General features: G+C 60.4%; 19 protein-coding genes and 1 pseudogene. 8 read left to right on the top strand and 12 right to left on the bottom strand.

The window, feature by feature from the left end:
• Positions 1-38: 38 nt before the first annotated feature.
• On the top strand, positions 39-512 hold the full coding sequence (locus AC2444_RS12895) for a VOC family protein (RefSeq protein WP_012758004.1): 474 nt from the start codon (positions 39-41) through the stop codon (positions 510-512).
• 78 nt (positions 513-590) lie between these two features.
• On the opposite strand, the gene AC2444_RS12890 is transcribed toward AC2444_RS12895, so the two are convergent.
• Positions 591-992 (bottom strand): GFA family protein, encoded by a 402-nt coding sequence (locus AC2444_RS12890; protein WP_012758003.1) that lies wholly within the window; start codon positions 990-992, stop codon positions 591-593.
• 106 nt (positions 993-1,098) lie between these two features.
• Complete coding sequence (locus AC2444_RS12885) at positions 1,099-2,103, bottom strand: LysR family transcriptional regulator (RefSeq protein WP_012758002.1); 1,005 nt, start codon at positions 2,101-2,103, stop codon at positions 1,099-1,101.
• 85 nt (positions 2,104-2,188) lie between these two features.
• Between AC2444_RS12885 and AC2444_RS12880 the strand changes: the two genes are divergently transcribed.
• Both AC2444_RS12880 and AC2444_RS12875 read left to right on the top strand, forming a co-directional pair.
• A complete protein-coding gene (locus tag AC2444_RS12880; RefSeq protein WP_012758001.1) occupies positions 2,189-2,758 on the top strand; it encodes a YybH family protein in 570 nt (189 codons plus the stop codon).
• 163 nt (positions 2,759-2,921) lie between these two features.
• Positions 2,922-4,802 carry an ABC transporter ATP-binding protein gene (locus AC2444_RS12875; protein ID WP_012758000.1) on the top strand — a complete coding sequence of 627 codons (1,881 nt, stop codon included), beginning with the start codon at positions 2,922-2,924 and terminating at the stop codon, positions 4,800-4,802.
• Between the two features lie 31 nt (positions 4,803-4,833).
• Here AC2444_RS12875 and AC2444_RS12870 read toward each other — a convergent pair whose 3' ends face one another.
• The 3 genes from AC2444_RS12870 to AC2444_RS12860 all read right to left on the bottom strand — a co-directional run bounded on the left by AC2444_RS12870 (position 4,834) and on the right by AC2444_RS12860 (position 6,543).
• Positions 4,834-5,280 (bottom strand): LysE family translocator, encoded by a 447-nt coding sequence (locus AC2444_RS12870; protein ID WP_244432221.1) that lies wholly within the window; start codon positions 5,278-5,280, stop codon positions 4,834-4,836.
• Positions 5,281-5,291: 11 nt separating this feature from the next.
• The gene (locus AC2444_RS12865) at positions 5,292-5,447 is read right to left on the bottom strand and encodes a hypothetical protein (protein ID WP_244432220.1); all 156 of its coding nucleotides are present in this window, start codon (positions 5,445-5,447) and stop codon (positions 5,292-5,294) included.
• Between the two features lie 319 nt (positions 5,448-5,766).
• Positions 5,767-6,543, bottom strand: coding sequence for a phosphodiester glycosidase family protein (locus tag AC2444_RS12860; protein ID WP_012757998.1), 777 nt, complete (start codon positions 6,541-6,543; stop codon positions 5,767-5,769).
• Between the two features lie 252 nt (positions 6,544-6,795).
• On the opposite strand from AC2444_RS12860, the pseudogene AC2444_RS12855 reads away from it, so the two are divergent.
• Positions 6,796-7,178: pseudogene (locus tag AC2444_RS12855) on the top strand (VOC family protein).
• Between the two features lie 41 nt (positions 7,179-7,219).
• Here the strand turns inward: AC2444_RS12855 and AC2444_RS12850 are convergent.
• Positions 7,220-8,050: a class I SAM-dependent methyltransferase gene (locus AC2444_RS12850; protein WP_012757996.1), complete on the bottom strand. Its 831-nt coding sequence runs from the start codon at positions 8,048-8,050 to the stop codon at positions 7,220-7,222.
• A gap of 342 nt (positions 8,051-8,392) precedes the next feature.
• Here AC2444_RS12850 and AC2444_RS12845 point away from each other — a divergent pair, with 342 nt between their 5' ends.
• On the top strand, positions 8,393-8,983 hold the full coding sequence (locus AC2444_RS12845; protein ID WP_012757995.1) for a TetR/AcrR family transcriptional regulator: 591 nt from the start codon (positions 8,393-8,395) through the stop codon (positions 8,981-8,983).
• A 100-nt stretch (positions 8,984-9,083) separates the two neighbouring features.
• On the opposite strand, the gene AC2444_RS12840 is transcribed toward AC2444_RS12845, so the two are convergent.
• On the bottom strand, positions 9,084-9,254 hold the full coding sequence (locus AC2444_RS12840) for a hypothetical protein (protein WP_164902761.1): 171 nt from the start codon (positions 9,252-9,254) through the stop codon (positions 9,084-9,086).
• Between the two features lie 348 nt (positions 9,255-9,602).
• On the bottom strand, positions 9,603-10,814 hold the full coding sequence (locus AC2444_RS12835; RefSeq protein WP_012757993.1) for an argininosuccinate synthase: 1,212 nt from the start codon (positions 10,812-10,814) through the stop codon (positions 9,603-9,605).
• 124 nt (positions 10,815-10,938) lie between these two features.
• On the opposite strand from AC2444_RS12835, the gene AC2444_RS12830 reads away from it, so the two are divergent.
• Entirely contained in the window at positions 10,939-11,406 is a 468-nt protein-coding gene (locus AC2444_RS12830; RefSeq protein WP_012757992.1) for an Lrp/AsnC family transcriptional regulator, read from the top strand.
• Positions 11,407-11,423: 17 nt separating this feature from the next.
• Here AC2444_RS12830 and AC2444_RS12825 read toward each other — a convergent pair whose 3' ends face one another.
• On the bottom strand, positions 11,424-11,792 hold the full coding sequence (locus AC2444_RS12825) for a hypothetical protein (protein ID WP_012757991.1): 369 nt from the start codon (positions 11,790-11,792) through the stop codon (positions 11,424-11,426).
• A gap of 122 nt (positions 11,793-11,914) precedes the next feature.
• Between AC2444_RS12825 and AC2444_RS12820 the strand changes: the two genes are divergently transcribed.
• Positions 11,915-12,349 carry a MarR family winged helix-turn-helix transcriptional regulator gene (locus AC2444_RS12820; protein ID WP_012757990.1) on the top strand — a complete coding sequence of 145 codons (435 nt, stop codon included), beginning with the start codon at positions 11,915-11,917 and terminating at the stop codon, positions 12,347-12,349.
• A 73-nt stretch (positions 12,350-12,422) separates the two neighbouring features.
• On the opposite strand, the gene AC2444_RS12815 is transcribed toward AC2444_RS12820, so the two are convergent.
• Positions 12,423-13,154: an SDR family oxidoreductase gene (locus tag AC2444_RS12815; protein WP_012757989.1), complete on the bottom strand. Its 732-nt coding sequence runs from the start codon at positions 13,152-13,154 to the stop codon at positions 12,423-12,425.
• Between the two features lie 43 nt (positions 13,155-13,197).
• Positions 13,198-13,677, bottom strand: a complete 480-nt coding sequence (locus tag AC2444_RS12810; protein WP_012757988.1) for a VOC family protein — start codon at positions 13,675-13,677, stop codon at positions 13,198-13,200.
• A 178-nt stretch (positions 13,678-13,855) separates the two neighbouring features.
• Here AC2444_RS12810 and AC2444_RS12805 point away from each other — a divergent pair, with 178 nt between their 5' ends.
• Entirely contained in the window at positions 13,856-14,743 is an 888-nt protein-coding gene (locus tag AC2444_RS12805) for a transcriptional regulator GcvA (protein WP_128449169.1), read from the top strand.
• Between the two features lie 152 nt (positions 14,744-14,895).
• Here AC2444_RS12805 and AC2444_RS12800 read toward each other — a convergent pair whose 3' ends face one another.
• Complete coding sequence (locus AC2444_RS12800) at positions 14,896-15,708, bottom strand: hypothetical protein (protein ID WP_041935672.1); 813 nt, start codon at positions 15,706-15,708, stop codon at positions 14,896-14,898.
• Between the last annotated feature and the right edge of the window lie 2 nt (positions 15,709-15,710).

The raw sequence follows: 15,710 nt of genomic DNA, 5'->3' as shown, positions 1-15,710 counted from the left end.
AGTGGGCAATGCGAAACGAAGAGCGAAAGGACAGCGCAATGGCAAAGAACACGATCTGCGTATGGTACGACAAAGAGGCTGAGGCGGCTGCCCGTTTCTATGCCGCGACTTTTCCCGATAGCGCCGTGGGTGCGGTCAATCGTGCACCGGGAGATTATCCTGACGGCAAGCAGGGAGACGTACTGGTCGTGGAATTCACCGTTGCCGGCATTCCTTGCATCGGCCTGAACGGCGGTCCTGCGTTCAAACACAACGAAGCCTTCTCATTTCAGATCGCAACCGACGATCAGGAAGAAACCGATCGCTATTGGAACGCGATCGTCGGCAATGGCGGCCAGGAAAGCGAGTGCGGCTGGTGCAAGGACAGGTGGGGTGTGTCCTGGCAGATTACGCCGCGCATCCTCTCCGAAGCGCTCTCGGCAGGCGGTGGCCAGGCAAAGCGTGCTTTTGACGCGATGATGACCATGAGGAAGATCGACATTGCGGCGATCGAGGCGGCGCGGCGCGGCTGAGATGGCCTTGCGCAGGACGATGTTTTGCCAGGGTTCGCATCTGGCGCGATCCGGCCCGGGGCGATCTTCGCAGTCGGCTCAGAACCAGAGATCGCGCACGCAGCGCCCCTTGGATGGAAGGTCTTCAAACGTGTCCAGGCCGTCGAAATGATCGATAGGCAGATGCTGAACGAGATCCGGCGGCGCAAGCCGCATGTTGACGGCCATGCGCCGGCGGCCATCCTTTGGAAGCCGCAGGCCGCGCCAACTCAAGACACAGGCGCAGGATGGGCAAAACAATATTTCGAGAGACGGCTCGTCCCTGTCGGCGCGGGCGTAGGAGGCGGTCTCACCGGTGAGAGCGATGCGCTCTCCTTCGTAGTCATAGGCCCATAGCGTACCGTAGCGTCGGCAGAGCGTGCAGTTGCAGGCGGTGATCGAGCCCGGATCACCTTCGAGTGTCCAGCTTGCCTTGCCGCAATGACATGAGCCCGTCAGCATGAGCGTCGGTTCGATCCTGCTCTCTGTTCAAGGACGGCATCCTGCCTCAATCGCGCGATGACCGCAATTGGGCGATCCAGGCGCCAGGTCTTATGCTATCGGCGGCTCAAGTGCCTGCCTTTCTCCGGGCCGGAGGACTTCCGCTGTGAGCTCCGGTTTTATCTATCGCGTTATCCATGGATGCCTGCAGGAGTCTTACCAGCCAGGCCACGCCTTCGTCACGTATTGCCGCCTTTGGCGCAGTCGCGTTTATGGCGAAGCGTCCGAGTGGCAGGGGAGGATTGACGCTGACGACGCCGAACCGCGCTGCATGCATTTCGACGAAACGGCGTGGCAAGGCCGAGATAAAATCTGTCTCCGCAAGCACGGCGAGCGCGAGCATGAAGTTCGGGACCGTCAGCGCCACCCGCCTGGAGCATCCATGGCTGGCCAACAGATTGTCGACAAAGCCATGTGTATCGCCCAGATGCGAGACCACAAGGTGCTGCGCGGCGCAGTAGGTGGCCAGGGTCTGATCTATCAGAAAAGGGTGGCACTGACGGGCAGCGATGACAAAATCCTCCTCGTAGAGCAGCAGGCTTGCAAAGCGGATTGGAAACCCGGCCTGAGGAATGATGGCGATGTCCATATCACGGGCTTCCAACGCGGCTAGCGCATCGCGCCAAGCCAGATCAGGCGATGGCTCGCCTTGTTTGGGCAGCAATTGCCGGACGCTGATTGCGATGCCGGGAGCGAACTTGGCCAGCAGGTCGAGCAATGGCGGTAGAAACACAGACGAAACGCCATCCGGCGCGCCGATCGTAAATCGTCGCTGAGAGTGGGCTGGATCGAATGGCTCCGCTGTCGCCACCACGCTGCGAACACGTGCCAATATGTCGGCGATGGGTGCCGCAAGTTCTTCGGCCCGATCTGTCGGAACGACGCCCTTCGGTGTTTTAAGAAATAGTGGGTCGCCCAGCAGCATGCGCAGCCGGCCAAGGCCGTGACTGATCGCGGATGGCGAGAGGTTCAACCGCTGCCCCGAACGCCCGACATGGCGCTCCTCCATGACAGTCTCGAACAGCACGAGCAGGTTGAGGTCGATTCTGGATAGATCAATGTGGTTCAGCATATTGCTGAAATCATATCATTGGATTCATTACCCTGAAAATGGGAGATAACGACCATCCGACGGCTGCCACCGACAGGAAGACCCCATGTCCCCCTTTAAGAACAAAACATCGCTTGGCGACAATGAGCCCATGCGCGAGTCCAAAAGCATTTCCCGTCGAGCCGCTCTGGCAATGGCGATCGCCGCGACAGGGCGCGTTGCGCATGCCGCCCCGGCATCCGATCAGGCATTGCCAGACATCATCAGCCGCACAGAACAACAGGCGGCGGCTTTCATGGCCGGCGACATGACAAGGTGGGCGAGCCTCATCCGGCTCGATGACGATTTCACCCTGATGCAGCCCTTCGGTGGTCCGGCGAGCCATGGCTTCGACGACAGTCCGGAGCGTCTGGCCGAGCTCGCCCGGTTCTTCCGCAATGGCGGCGGAACCCTCGAGGTGGAAAAGTCCTATGTCAGTGGCGACCTGATCGTATTGGTGATGATCGAGCGCCAGCATGGTGAGGTAGGCGGTCTGCCCGACCAGAACTGGTCGCTGCGCGTGACTCAGGTCTATCGCCGGCATGGATCAGACTGGCGGCTCGCCCACCGTCATGCCGACCCCCTGGTCGGGAAGATCTCGCTGGAACAGGCCGCAGCCCTGGCCCGGGGCGAGTGATGTCCGTCCGGATTGAAAACAATCGCGTGCTGCGGACGTCTCGTGTCACGGCTTTTTCAGCGATTTTCTGAAATTTCTAATTGAGACTGCAGCCTGAAGATGATTGTCTGCCACCTTGCGTAGCTGAGTCCACGCCTCCTCCCGATTTTAATCCGAGTGGCCCATGTCGATTTCAGATGCGATCTATCGTCCTTTCGAAAGCCTGATCCGGCCGCTCGATATTCCCTACCGGCCACTGCCGTCCAAGGGGCCGGTGGCAGTGCTCCTGCATTTCATCTCGATGTTTCGCGGCGTGCTGATTGTGGTGACGCTTTGCACCATGGCGAACGAGGCCATGAATCTAAGCATTGTCTGGGGGCTGTCGGTCATCGTCGACGGTGTTACGCAACAGGGTGCATCCGCTTTCCTGGCGAGTGAATGGCCGCTGCTGACCTTCCTCGGCCTGCTGCTCTTTCCGGCCATGCCGATCGCCTCGTTCCTCGTCAACACGCTGACTTCGCATACGCTCGGCATCGGCATGCCGGCCGCCATCCAGTGGCAGGGCCACAAGGCGGTGGAGCGGCAGGATCTCGGCTTCTTCCATGATCTCTACGCCGGCCAGGTCGCCTCGCTCCTGCAGCAGGTGGCCTCTGCTGTCCAGCAGCAGCTCATTTCCGCCTTCCAGTCCATTCCACGCTTCCTGATGCAGATGGTGGGCTCCGTGATCCTACTCAGCGCCTTGTCCTGGCAACTCGCCGTGCCGACCGTCATCTGGATCACGCTCAACGTCCTGCTCGCCGTCAGGCTGGCACCGATCTTTACCGAGCGCGCTCGCCGCTCCGCCAAGCGGCGCAGCCTGATCGCCGGCGCCATCACCGATCTCTACACCAACATGCAGATGGTCAAGCAGTTCGCCGCTGAAGACAGCGAGGCGGGCACCATCCGCGGTATTATCGGCAAGTCGATCGAGACGCAGCAAAGCGAACAACGCATTTATCGCACAGCCGAGCTGACGGTCGTCGTCCTCAACGTGCTGCACTGGCTGTCCATTCTGTCGATCGGCTTTACCGGCCTCGTCGAGGGGTTCGTGACGATCGGCGAATTTACCGGCGCCGTCTATGTCCTCCAACGGCTGTCCGGCCACACCTTCACCTTCCTGCAAATGGGCCAACAGATCTTCCAGGCGATCGGCACGATCAAGGATGCCATGCCTGTTATGACGACACCGCCCACTATCACCGACCGGACGGATGCGAAGAACCTCGTGGTCGAGCGTGGTGAAATCCGTTTCGAAAATGTCCGCTTCGCCTACAAGTCCGGCAAGCCTGTTATCGATGACCTGTCGCTGACGGTTCGGCCCGGCGAAAAGGTAGGGCTCGTCGGCCTCTCCGGTGCCGGCAAGACGACGCTGGTGAGCCTGCTGCTGCGTTTTTACGACATAGAGGATGGTGCGATCTTCATCGACGGGCAGGATATCCGCGCCGTCACCCAGGCGAGCCTGCGCCGCTCCATCGGGGTCATCGCGCAGGACGTCGCGCTGCTGCACCGTTCGGTCGGCGACAATATCCGTTACGGCCGGCCGGAGGCGACGAAGGACGAGATCGAAGCGGTGGCGAAGATTGCGAGTGCCGATGTCTTCATCGCCGATCTTTCCGACGGCGAAGGCCGCAAGGGCTACGAGGCCTTCGTCGGCGACCGCGGCATCAAACTGTCAGGCGGCCAGCGCCAGCGCGTAGCCATCGCCCGCGTTCTCCTGAAGGACGCGCCGATCCTGGTGCTCGACGAGGCGACCTCCGCCCTCGACAGCGAATCCGAAGCCGCCATCCAGGAAAGGCTCAACCTCGTCATGGAGGGAAAGACGGTGATCGCCATTGCACACCGCCTGTCGACCATCGCCAGGATGGACCGGATCGTCGTGCTCGATCACGGGCGCATCGTGGAGGAGGGCAGGCCGGACGAACTGGTCGAACAAGACGGCTTGTTCGCGCGCCTATGGAAACGCCAGACCGGCGGCTTCATTCCCGAAGATATCGACGAACCCTTGCCGGCCTCGCCTACGACCTGAGTGGCTGGTCCTCACGAAAACCGGGATAACATCAGCGGGCTAGGAGCAGGCGACTGCCGATGAGGATCAGGGCGGCGCTCATCACGCGCTCGATGCCGGCCTTGAACCGCAGGAAGCTGGCGGAAACGCGCGGGTTCGAAAAGAAAAAGGCCAGGCCGCAATACCAGAGGGCCGAAAGGAGGAAGCAGGTCAGGGCGATGACGCAATAGAGCCAGATCGGCGCATGTGCAGGGATGACAAGCGCAAAGATACTTCCGAAGAAAGCCACTGATTTCGGATTGGTCATGCTGACGACGTAAGCGAGGCGCATCGCGGAGCGCCATGTGACTTCGGTCGGCCCCGTCGTCTTCAACGGCTTGGCCGCGCCGCGGATCATCTTCAGGCCCAGCCAGATCAGATACAGCGCGCCGACCACCTGCAACGTCACATGCAGCCAATCGAAATGCGTCAGCAGAAAGCCAAGCCCCGCCATCGCCATGACGGCCCAGGTCAGGGATGCGAACGCAAGCCGAGACCCGCAAAGAGCCCGGCGGCGCGTGATACCGTCATGCTTGTGTTGGTGACGATGATGAAATTCGGTCCGGGGCTGACGAGGGAGACGATGTAGACGCTGACGAGCAAGGCGAGTGAATCGATGTATTCCATCCGGCTTTCCTATTTTGCAGGCCGGGAGCCTATGCGAAGCAGGCGGTTTTTGAAAGGCTCGCCCTCCCAAGCATGATGCATCCGCGTACGGGATTGGCACCTTCTCCATCGCCGCACCCTTGACGATGGCGGCGACCGTCCTGCCTATTGCCGGGAAGGGAAACGGGGGCAGGGTGGTCATGATCAATCCGTCGAGCAGGTCGGGCAGGCGCGACCACGATGGCACCATCCGTCCCCTGGTAACGGCGACCTCCCGCTTCGGTTCCGAAGGCAAACTGATGAGATGCCAGGTCCGGCTGAAAGCGGATTCCCTCATGCGCTATTCGACGAGCCCGAAGATAGGGCCGTAGCCGCCGTGCCAGGATCGGTCGTTGCGGCCCATTTCGGGATTGTAAAGTCCGACACCGCGTCCGCCATCGAGAAACAAGGCGTCGGGGCATTTCAGATGGTCGCGGAAGAGCCGTGCAAAATCGTGGAAATTCACCCCGTCTTCGCTGATCGCGAAACGAACCGCGCCACCGTCGCAGACGCCGACACCGCTGCGGCGGGTCCGGTCCGTCGATCCGACGATGAAGATCGGGTTCAGTTTGTTAGCGATGACAAGCATCGGGCCGGATTGCGTGGCGAACCGCACTTTGGGGCGATGCTTCAGAAATTCATCGGTCGGGAGTATGCCGGCGCTTGCTTCACTCAGAAAAAATATGCCGTTCGGCTTCCTATAGAAATTCGGTACCTGGCCCGAGGAGCTTTCGGCCTTTGTCGTATTGGCGGGCTGCAATTCCCTGCTGTTCTCAACGTAAAGCCCCATCGGGGAAAAATCGACCCGGTACATCCCGGCGTTGACGGCGAAAGCCAGCATTCGCCCCTCGGCGTGAACGGCTTCGGCTAGGCTTGAAAAAGCGCGATATGGCGCGCCATCGGCATTCTTCCAGAACAATCGCAGGTCGGCTTTACCTGGTTCAAGCGCACAGACAACGTATTTCGCCTCTTCGAAGCTTTCCTGCTCACACGGTTGCGCATGCGCCGGATGCGGGTATGTCATCGTTGCTGCCAGCATGATGGCCGCGGCGAGTATGCCATGTTTGAGATGGGTCATTGGTGCAGGACTCTCGTTCATATATCGCCAATGAAGCGTTTATCTATGAGATTGCAATAGTTTGGTGCGGCGAGTGGGGAGGGGTTTCGAGCTCGCAGGTAGCAAAGAGATCCACTATCGCCGCCCTAGTTAGTTTTCGACCTGCTGCAGCGATCCGCTAATTTTTCGCATGACCTCAATCGGGTGTTCTTTTTATGTTCTCATGTTTGCAATGTGAATTCACCCGATCTTGGAGCAGCAAAAGGGAAGACCATGCGTGTCTACGCAACCGTCGGCGCAATCGATTCCGTCAAATCGAATGGCTTTTATGATGCGACCTTGGCAACGATCGGGTGGAGCAAACATGGGGAATTTCCCGGATGGAGCGCCTATTCCGAAGGCGGGAAGGGTGACGGTTTCGTTCTATGGGTTTGCACGCCGTTCAACGGCGAACCGGCGAGCGCCGGAAATGGCTCGATGGTTGGTTTCATGGCCAAGTCCCATGCCGAGGTGAACGCTTTTTACGATGCTGCCTTGACAAACGGCGGAACGGACGACGGCGCGCCTGGTTTACGTCCGCACTACGGGCCGAACTGGTATTCCGCTTATGTGCGTGACCGGCCGGAAACAAGATTGCTGTCGTCTACGACAGCTGAGGCCAGCTCGATTGCAGCAACTCGACATCTCGGGGATTTCCCTATTTCCCGGCGAATATGATGCGGGGACCGGCGCCGCGGTCCGGCGCATCCCGGGGCAGACCGAAGAAGCGTTTTGCCATTTCGGTCGGGCCGATATCCTCCAGAGATGTGAAGCCCAGGCTCAGCAATCGGTTCGCAAGATCCTCGGGATCGAAGTGCGTCAGCCATGGCTCGCCGGCCGCGGCCGTGCGCGCGCCCATTTCCGCGGCGCGGGCACGGCGTTCGGGCGAATAGTTTTCGAGGGGTTCACCGTAGTCGAAGACGATGGATGCGCTCGGCAGGCTGGCGACGAAGCGCAACAGCGTAAAGACCGACGCCTCCGTGAGATATGGCACGACGCCAAGCCAGATGAAGAAAGACGGTGCTTCGGGCTCGAAGCCGGAATCGACGAGACGCGTTTTCAAATCCTCATGTTCGAAATCGACGGGAACGAATGTCGGCAGGCTTTGCGTCAGTCCGGTCTCGCTGAGCCGCATCTGCTTCCAGCTCTGCGTGGCGGGATGATCGACTTCGAAGACCTTCAGGCCGGCATGGGGATTGCGCAGTGCAAAGGTGTCGAGCCCGGCGCCGAGGATGACGGCTTGCCTGTCGCCCCTTGCGACGGAGAGGTCAAGGCAGTCTTCGGCATATCGGCTTCGCGCCGCCACGAACAGGCGAAAGGATCGCGTGGCGGGGTCCTGCGCTTTCAGATCGGCCTCGGCGCAGGCCGCCTCGCCGAGGATGCGGCGGGCGTAGGGGTCAAAGAAAATGGCGCCGCCATCCACACGCTGGTGTGCTGCTCGATAGGCTGCCGCACCCATCGCGGTGCGGCTTGGTTCGGATGCTCGCATGAAGGCCTCTTTCTCTGTAAACCTTGGTTTGTAAACCTTGTCAGTGCCGGGACGCGGCGCCCAGGAGAGCCTCACTTTGAGGTGACCGCAGGGCCTCGAAGGGCGAGGCGGGCGTCGGATGCATGCAAGAAGTAGTGTTGAGCGTGTCCTTCGAGGCTTCGCCCTTCAGGATGAGGTGGATTGGAGGATGCCGCGCGCCCAAAAAAATGAAGGCATTGGGGATGCCGCCCAATGAGGGACGTTGGAGGATACAGCCCCCAATCGCGATCTCCTCTCATCATGCCCTTGTCATGGGAGGCAGACTAGAGCATTATTTTAACACTGTAAAGATTAGATCGAGACATGGCCACGCACGACGGATTGACCCGCTATCATCACGGCAATTTGCGCCCCACGCTGCTGTCCGTGGCGCGGGCGCTGCTGGAGGAGGGAGGCCCGACTGCGCTGAGCATGCGGGAGATCGGCCGTCGTGCCGGCGTCTCGGCTCCGGCGGCATACCATTATTTTAACAGCCTGGACGCCATCGCGGCAGCACTCGCCGAACAAGGGTTTGCCGAACTCAGCGAAAGCATCGATGCCGCGCTAGCCGGTCCTCGACGCAATCTGCTCGCCGGCGGCATCGCCTATGTCGCCTTTGCCCGCGCGAATCCCGGTCTCTACCGGCTGATGTTCGGGGAGGGCTTTCAGGCCTATTCCAAAGGAAATGAGGCGATACGCGCCTTGCGGATGCAGGTCTACCGGCAGATGAAGGACGACCTGGAAAAGCGGCTGACGCCCGAGGACGTGCCGAACGCCGCGCTCTTTCTCTGGTCGCTGACGCATGGCCTCGCCTTGCTGATGATAGACGGCCAGGTCGAACCCGGCGCCGATCCCGACGCCAAGGTCGAGGATATCCTGAAGCTCGCCGGCATGGGGTTGCCTGCCGCGAGATAGGCTATCGACGCGCTCGGGTTTCATCCATCCCGCATGGGCGATCCAGCCAGGATCGCTTCGATCCTATTGTCGACGGCGATGCCGGGACATTCAATCGCTATCAGGCGGTACGGGCGGTGCCGAGCGCGGTCGTATGAGAGGATGAGACCTGGGCGACCTGCGCCTTGAGCGACACGACGCAGTTTCCCGGAACGCTGAGATTGTGCGACGTCAAGTGTTTCAGCAATGTCTCGGCGTCGCGCTTTTCGGTTAGCGGAAATGTCACAGTCATGCGAGTTCTCCAACGAATAAACTGAGCATCTGCAAAAATTAATGTCTAAATTCTTTTGCGCTGCAACAAGAAAATTTTAACGATAAAATTAAAATCGATTAGCTTTCGGAGTGGCTATTTTAAAAATCGTTTGAAATTGGATTCGGGGCTTCTCCATGGATGCCTGGACTGCTTCGGCCAACCGCGAGGGAAGATGCCGTCAATGTGGGCATTGACCTATCCGCCCATCTGACCCTCGCAGCTTATTGGGATCCGAACCGCTCGTTTCGTCCGGTTCCTGCCGGTCGAAGTGAAGGCGTTTGGAGCGTCGTGAGCGTTGAGTGCGCTGGCTGCCGTAAGATCGGGCGGTCATCTGCCGTTGCGGGCGACCCAGCTCCTGAGCCGCAATCCGTTGAGCCTGATGAAACCTTCCGCGTCGTGATGATCGAAGGCGATGGTGCTTTCTTCGAAGGTGACGAGGTCGGCGGAGTAGAGGGAGCAGGGGGAGGCGCGGGAGATGACCGAGGCGCTTCCCTTGTAGAGCCTGAGCGTCACTTCGCCGCTGACGAAAGCCTGGCTGTGGTCGATCAGGGCTTGCAGCATTTCCCGCTCGGGAGCGAACCAGAAACCATTGTAGATCAGCTCGGCGTAGCGGGGCATGATCTCGTCCTTCAGATGGGCGGCGGCGCGGTCGAGCGTGATCGATTCAATGCCGCGATGTGCCGTGAGCAGGATCGTGCCTCCCGGCGTTTCGTATATTCCCCTCGACTTCATGCCGATGAAGCGGTTTTCGACCAGATCGAGCCGCCCGATGCCATGCCGGCCGCCCAGTCCATTGAGCTCGGTCAGCAATGCGGCCGGTGTCATGGACTTGCCGTTGACGGAAACCGGATCGCCCCAATCGAAGCCGATGGTGACGATCTCGGGTGTGTCGGGCGCGTCGACGGGATCGACCGTGCGCTGATAGACATGATCGGGCGCGACCTCCGCCGGATTTTCGAGAATCTTGCCTTCGGTCGAGGTGTGCAGCAGGTTGGCGTCGATCGAGAACGGCGCTTCGCCGCGCTTGTCGCTCGGCACCGGGATATGATGCTTCTCGGCATATTCCAGAAGCTGCATGCGGGAGCGGATGTTCCATTGGCGCCAGGGAGCAATGACCTTAATCGACGGGTCGAGCGCATTGACCGCCAGCTCGAACCGGATCTGATCATTGCCCTTGCCGGTCGCGCCGTGGGCAACGGCGTCGGCGCCAACCTCCCGGGCTATGCCGACCAGATGCTTGGCAATCAGCGGCCGTGCGATGGAACTGCCCAGCAGGTACTGCCCCTCATAGAGCGCGTTCGCCCGCAGCATCGGAAAGACGAAGTCGCTGACGAACTCCTCGCGCAGATCGACGATGCGGATGTCCTTGACTCCCACCATCTCCGCATTGGCCCGCGCCGGCTCGAGCTCCTCGCCCTGGCCGAGATCGGCGGTGAACGTCACCACCTCGCATCCGTAGGTCTCCTGCAGCCATTTGAGGATGATCGAGGTATCCAGCCCGCCCGAATAAGAAAGCACAATTTTCTCTATCTTCGTCATTTACCCATCTCCATCTCGATGCTGGAACGATAGGCCAAGTCCTGCGCAATGAGCTTGCGAAGCATCCGGGAAATTGCAAAAATTTAGCATATCATGCCACTACAGTATGAATCGGAGCTATGAAATGCCAGTCATCCTGGACCCGATCGACCGCCATATCCTGCGTGTGCTTCAGCGTGACGGGCGTATTTCGAACGTCGATCTGGCAAAGGAGGTAGGCCTGTCGCCGTCACCGTGCCTGCGTCGCGTTCGGCTGCTGGAGGAGGCCGGGATCATCGATCGCTACGTCGCCGTGCTGGACCCTGCAAAAGTCGGGGCGGGGCTGACGGTTTTTGCCCGCGTCTGGTTCAAGACCCAGGATGCCGAGGTCACCCTCCGCTTCGCCGAAGCCGTCAGGCGGTTTCCCGAGGTGATGGAATGCTACTTGACGACAGGGGAATGCGACGCCGTGCTTCGGATCGTCACCGCCGATCTGCATAGCTATTGGCGTTTTCAGGCCGATCACTTGACGCGCATTCCGAGCGTCCTCAGCGTCAAGACCGAGGTGCCGATGGAAACGCTGAAGCGAAGCTTCGAACTGCCGTTGAGATAGGCGTCGTGGCCCGATCCCTATCCGAGAGAAGAGGCGCTCCGGCTCCTTGCCAGCCAGACGAGGCCAGTGACCAGGAGCAGGATCATCACGGTATGGGTGATGTAATCGAGGTTGGTTTGCGGGCCGACGCCGACGGCGATGGTGAAGGCGCCGACGATGGTGCCGAGGAGGGCGAAGGACTGGGCGAAGATCGCAGCCGTTCGGCTCCATGATCGGTCAAGGCCGAGCGAGATCAGGCCGAGAAGGAGTACCGCTGATATCACCGCTTCGGCAATCATCGCCTGCCGGTGTTCGTGTCCTTCTAGGACGAACCCGGCATGGGTGAGCGAGGCAATGGCATAAAGACAGGTTTCGATCAGGAAGAGGATGGCGACAGCTGAACGCATGGCATGGCTCCCTAGCAAGGTGGACGCCCAATGGACTTTCCGGGGAAGTCGCCGATAAGGTTTGATTGATACGATAATTTGAGTAATAAAACTATTTTTCAAGTGTGTTGTGAGGATATTTGATGCCTTCTGCCTCCGACCGCCATGCCAAAGCCGCCGCCTCGGCGTGGCGGATGATGTTCGATCTCTTGATGAAATCGGCGCCACAGCGGCTGGAAAGCCTTCAGGCGAGGGGGCTGACGCCAAACGATTCCAGGGCTCTGTTCACCTTGCACGACGAGGGGGAGCCGATCAGCATGCTTGCCCGCCAATGGGGGTGCGACGCCTCGACCGCGACATGGCTGGTCGACCGGCTGGAGCGTGCGGGTCTTGCCGAACGCGTAACCCCGGAACGTGACCGCCGCGTCAAGCTGGTACGGCTGACCGGCAAGGGCGCGGCCACCAAGGATGAGCTTTTGACGGAGCATTATCGCCCGCCGGCGGAACTCCGGCACCTTTCGACCGGAGAGCTCGAAGAACTGGCCAGGCTGCTTGCCAAGACCGAAGGAGAGGGGTGACGGGGTTCGGGACCGATTGCCGTTTACCGCACTCCCTAGACGATCGCATAGAGATGAGAGCGGTTCATCCCGGCTAGATCAGTCTTTGACCGCCATCCACATGGATCGTCTCGCCGGTCGTGAAATCGCTCTCCATGAGGTAGATGTAGGCGCTGGCGACATCGGCGAGGGTGGCGATGCGGCCTGCGGGCAGGCGCCCGGCCATGTCCTTGAGATAGCCGGATTTGGCGCTTCCGACGAGTACATCCCACATTGGGGTATCCACCCAGCCGGGGGAGACGACGTTGACCCGCGAAGGCGCAAGTTCGAGGGCCAGGCCGTGGGCGAAGTAGCTGAATGAACCGGCAATCGCCGCCACGACCGCTCCGCCCGGTACGGGCGGCCGATCCTTGTTGATCCCCGAGGTAATCGTCATCGACCCGCCACGCTTGAGATATGGCGATGCATGCTTGGCGAGGGCGATGGTGCCGATCAGCTTGTTGTCGACGAAGCGCCTGATGACGTCGAGGTCGAGGGCTTCGATCGGTGCGCCCGGCGGCGGCGTGCCGGCCGTGGTAACGAGGTGGTCGAACTCCCCAACCGTCTCGAAGAGGCGAGTGAGATCGGCCTCCCGCTCGAGATCGGCGGCAAAGCTTCGCAGGTGGGGAGGCCCGCCGAGCTCTTCTTCCGCAGCCTGCAGTTTTTCCTCGGAGCGCCCGGCGATGACGACATTGGCGCCGCGTTCGAGAGTGGCCGCGGCAACGCCGAGGCCGATGCCAGAACTACCGCCGAAAATAATAATGGTTTTTCCTGTGAGCGAGGTCATGGCTGCTCTCGTTTGCTGATGAGGTTCGGAGCGTGGACGGCATCTAGCCGGCATAGGCCGCTTCAAGATCGGCGATGATGATCTTCTGCATTTTGTACATGGCCTGGAGCGTCCGCTCCGCTTTCTTGCGGTCGGGATCGCCGATAAGGCGGAGCGTGATCTCCGGGCAGACCTGCCAATTGACGCCGAATTTGTCCCGCAGCCAGCCGCAGGCCCGCTCCGAGCCACCGCGCGATGTCAACGCTTCCCAGTAATAGTCGGTCTCGGCCTGATCCCTGGTTTCGATGAAGAACGAGACGGCGTCGTTGAAGCCGTCGCCGGGGCCTGCGTTGAATGTCCTGAGCCTGAGGTCTTCGAGCGCGAAATCGTAGGTGGCGATTGGCACAGTGCGGTTCGTTCCTGAGACCCAGTCCGGCACCTCCGTGGAGCCGAGTTTCTTCGCGTTTCTGAAGACAGAGAGATAAAAATCGCGGGCTTCTTCAGCCTGGGTGTTGAACCAGAGGAAGGGGAAAATCGTTGCCATGGTCGGTTGCTCCGCAACATCGGATATAGGTGATAGGAAATCACAGATCGTCTCGTTGGCGCCGATGTCGTCTCGTAACGAGACGCGGCGCTCATCCAGAACATATGAAGCGCATGGCTGGACGACAAACCAGATTTCGGCAATGATCTGTGATCAAAACTCACAAATGAGCCGAGCTATGCCGAGACGATTGCCGCCGCTGAACGCCCTGCCGAGCTTTGAGGCGGCCGCGCGCCATCTGAGCTTTTCCCGGGCCGCCGACGAACTGAACGTGACGCATGGCGCGATCAGCAGGGCGATCAAGCACCTCGAGGAGCAACTCGACGTGCAACTGTTCGAAAGGGGAACGCGGTCGGTCCGTCTGACCGCCATTGGAGAGCCTTATGCGCAGTCGGTCCGCGAAGCGCTCGATCTGTTGGCGGCGGCGACGAAATCCGCATCGGCCCGCCATTTGGACAAGACGCTCAATGTCAGCACGTCAGACGGATTTGCCGGCCGGTGGCTGGTGCCGCGGCTCTATCGTTTCCATCAGGCCAACCGCGACATCGATGTGCGGATATCGACGACAGGCCGGCTGACGACCTTCCTCGCCGACGGCATCGACATCGCAATCCGCTATGGCGGAGGCGAATATCCTGGGCTCACATCGGAATTTCTGACCGGCGAAGAGGTCTTTCCCGTCTGCAGCCCAAGGCTTCTGGAGGGCGCACACCCCCTGCGAGCACCTGGCGATCTGAAGCATCACACCCTCATTCACGATGGATTCCCCATCGACTGGGCGACCTGGCTGCGCAGTGCCGATGTCAGGGATGTCGATCCGAAGAGCGGCCTGACCTTCGACTCTGCCACCTTCGCCGTCGAATCCGCCGTGCAGGGGGAAGGCGTGGTCCTGGGGCGCACGATGCTAGTCGCTGCCGACCTTGCCGCGGGTCGGCTGGTCAGACCCTTCAGGCTGGCACTGACATCCGCGTCGCAGTATTTCGTGGTCTATCCGCCGCGCGCAATTCACCAGCGCAAGGTGAAGGCATTTCGTGATTGGCTGCTTGCCGAAATCAGTCATTTTTGAGATGCCGGGTGCAACAGGGCCTTGGCTGTCGCACTTTGAATTGTTGCTCGATGCCTTGGAAGCCATAGCCGCATCCCGATTTGACGGATGCGTCGAATGCAACATGACGACGGCGATCTATATCGCACGGCTACGTTCCTCAGATGCGGCCACTAGTCGACCTCGATATGAATATGGTCGTCGTGGCGGGCGGCGCGGCAGCCTTGAAAGCGGATATGGCCATCGGTGATCCCAAGCGCGTTCTTCAGATGCGGCTCGATGAAGATCTTCTGCAGGCCGAAGCGCGTCACACCTTCGCTCGTCAACCAGCCGATCGCGGCCGACGTACGCTGCTCCTCGATCCGATAGGCCGGAAACAGAGACTGCAGCGCATCGAAGTTCCAGCGGGTGGTGAGCCAGTCGTTGCGCCCTTCGCATGGTAGTTCGTCGCCGGGGACGGGTTGCTCGAAGGCGAAATAGCCGATTGGGGAGCGGGTGGCGCCATTCAGGAAGGCACCGCCCACATCCTTGTAATAATAGGCGAAGTCGAGCTTTTTCCCGTCGGCATGCGACAGGTGCGGCAGCAGCGGAAAGCCGTTCACAAAGGGGAAATTCGCATCCAGCGCGACGGTAATGGTTCCGGGAAATTCCTTGTCCATGTGGGCGGCAAGCGCCTTTGCCAGATCGCGTACCTCGGGTGTGACGTAGTTGCGGTTCAGCAGGCAATAGATCGGGGAGCGGACCACCAGCCTGTCCGCGGCGTTGGCGACGCAGGAGATGGGAACTCGCCCGAAGATCGGCGCGGCGAGGCTCGCGACAAAGGTGGCGCCGGCATAGCAAAGCAGGAAGATCGCAAGCTTTGCCAGAAACCGCCGTAAGCCCGAGGCGCGTGAGGCGGCCAGCGCCGCGAGATAGGCGATGCCGCCGATCTGGGTCAGCAGCGTCAGGATGAGAACGATCAGGGCGTGAAGGGCAAAACGGAACACGG

Source organism: Rhizobium sp. WSM1328 (assembly GCF_057653715.1).
The sequence above is the reverse complement of the archived record's forward strand: the minus strand, read 5'-3'. Positions and strand labels throughout refer to the sequence as shown.

Coding starts and splice junctions, on each gene's coding strand:
- AC2444_RS12895 (WP_012758004.1), top strand. CDS start 39: ATGGCAAAGAACACGATCTGCGTATGGTACGACAAAGAGGCTGAGGCG.
- AC2444_RS12890 (WP_012758003.1), bottom strand. CDS start 992: ATGCTGACGGGCTCATGTCATTGCGGCAAGGCAAGCTGGACACTCGAA.
- AC2444_RS12885 (WP_012758002.1), bottom strand. CDS start 2,103: ATGCTGAACCACATTGATCTATCCAGAATCGACCTCAACCTGCTCGTG.
- AC2444_RS12880 (WP_012758001.1), top strand. CDS start 2,189: ATGTCCCCCTTTAAGAACAAAACATCGCTTGGCGACAATGAGCCCATG.
- AC2444_RS12875 (WP_012758000.1), top strand. CDS start 2,922: ATGTCGATTTCAGATGCGATCTATCGTCCTTTCGAAAGCCTGATCCGG.
- AC2444_RS12870 (WP_244432221.1), bottom strand. CDS start 5,280: ATGGCGATGGCGGGGCTTGGCTTTCTGCTGACGCATTTCGATTGGCTG.
- AC2444_RS12865 (WP_244432220.1), bottom strand. CDS start 5,447: ATGGAATACATCGATTCACTCGCCTTGCTCGTCAGCGTCTACATCGTC.
- AC2444_RS12860 (WP_012757998.1), bottom strand. CDS start 6,543: ATGACCCATCTCAAACATGGCATACTCGCCGCGGCCATCATGCTGGCA.
- AC2444_RS12850 (WP_012757996.1), bottom strand. CDS start 8,050: ATGCGAGCATCCGAACCAAGCCGCACCGCGATGGGTGCGGCAGCCTAT.
- AC2444_RS12845 (WP_012757995.1), top strand. CDS start 8,393: ATGGCCACGCACGACGGATTGACCCGCTATCATCACGGCAATTTGCGC.
- AC2444_RS12840 (WP_164902761.1), bottom strand. CDS start 9,254: ATGACTGTGACATTTCCGCTAACCGAAAAGCGCGACGCCGAGACATTG.
- AC2444_RS12835 (WP_012757993.1), bottom strand. CDS start 10,814: ATGACGAAGATAGAGAAAATTGTGCTTTCTTATTCGGGCGGGCTGGAT.
- AC2444_RS12830 (WP_012757992.1), top strand. CDS start 10,939: ATGCCAGTCATCCTGGACCCGATCGACCGCCATATCCTGCGTGTGCTT.
- AC2444_RS12825 (WP_012757991.1), bottom strand. CDS start 11,792: ATGCGTTCAGCTGTCGCCATCCTCTTCCTGATCGAAACCTGTCTTTAT.
- AC2444_RS12820 (WP_012757990.1), top strand. CDS start 11,915: ATGCCTTCTGCCTCCGACCGCCATGCCAAAGCCGCCGCCTCGGCGTGG.
- AC2444_RS12815 (WP_012757989.1), bottom strand. CDS start 13,154: ATGACCTCGCTCACAGGAAAAACCATTATTATTTTCGGCGGTAGTTCT.
- AC2444_RS12810 (WP_012757988.1), bottom strand. CDS start 13,677: ATGGCAACGATTTTCCCCTTCCTCTGGTTCAACACCCAGGCTGAAGAA.
- AC2444_RS12805 (WP_128449169.1), top strand. CDS start 13,856: ATGCCGAGACGATTGCCGCCGCTGAACGCCCTGCCGAGCTTTGAGGCG.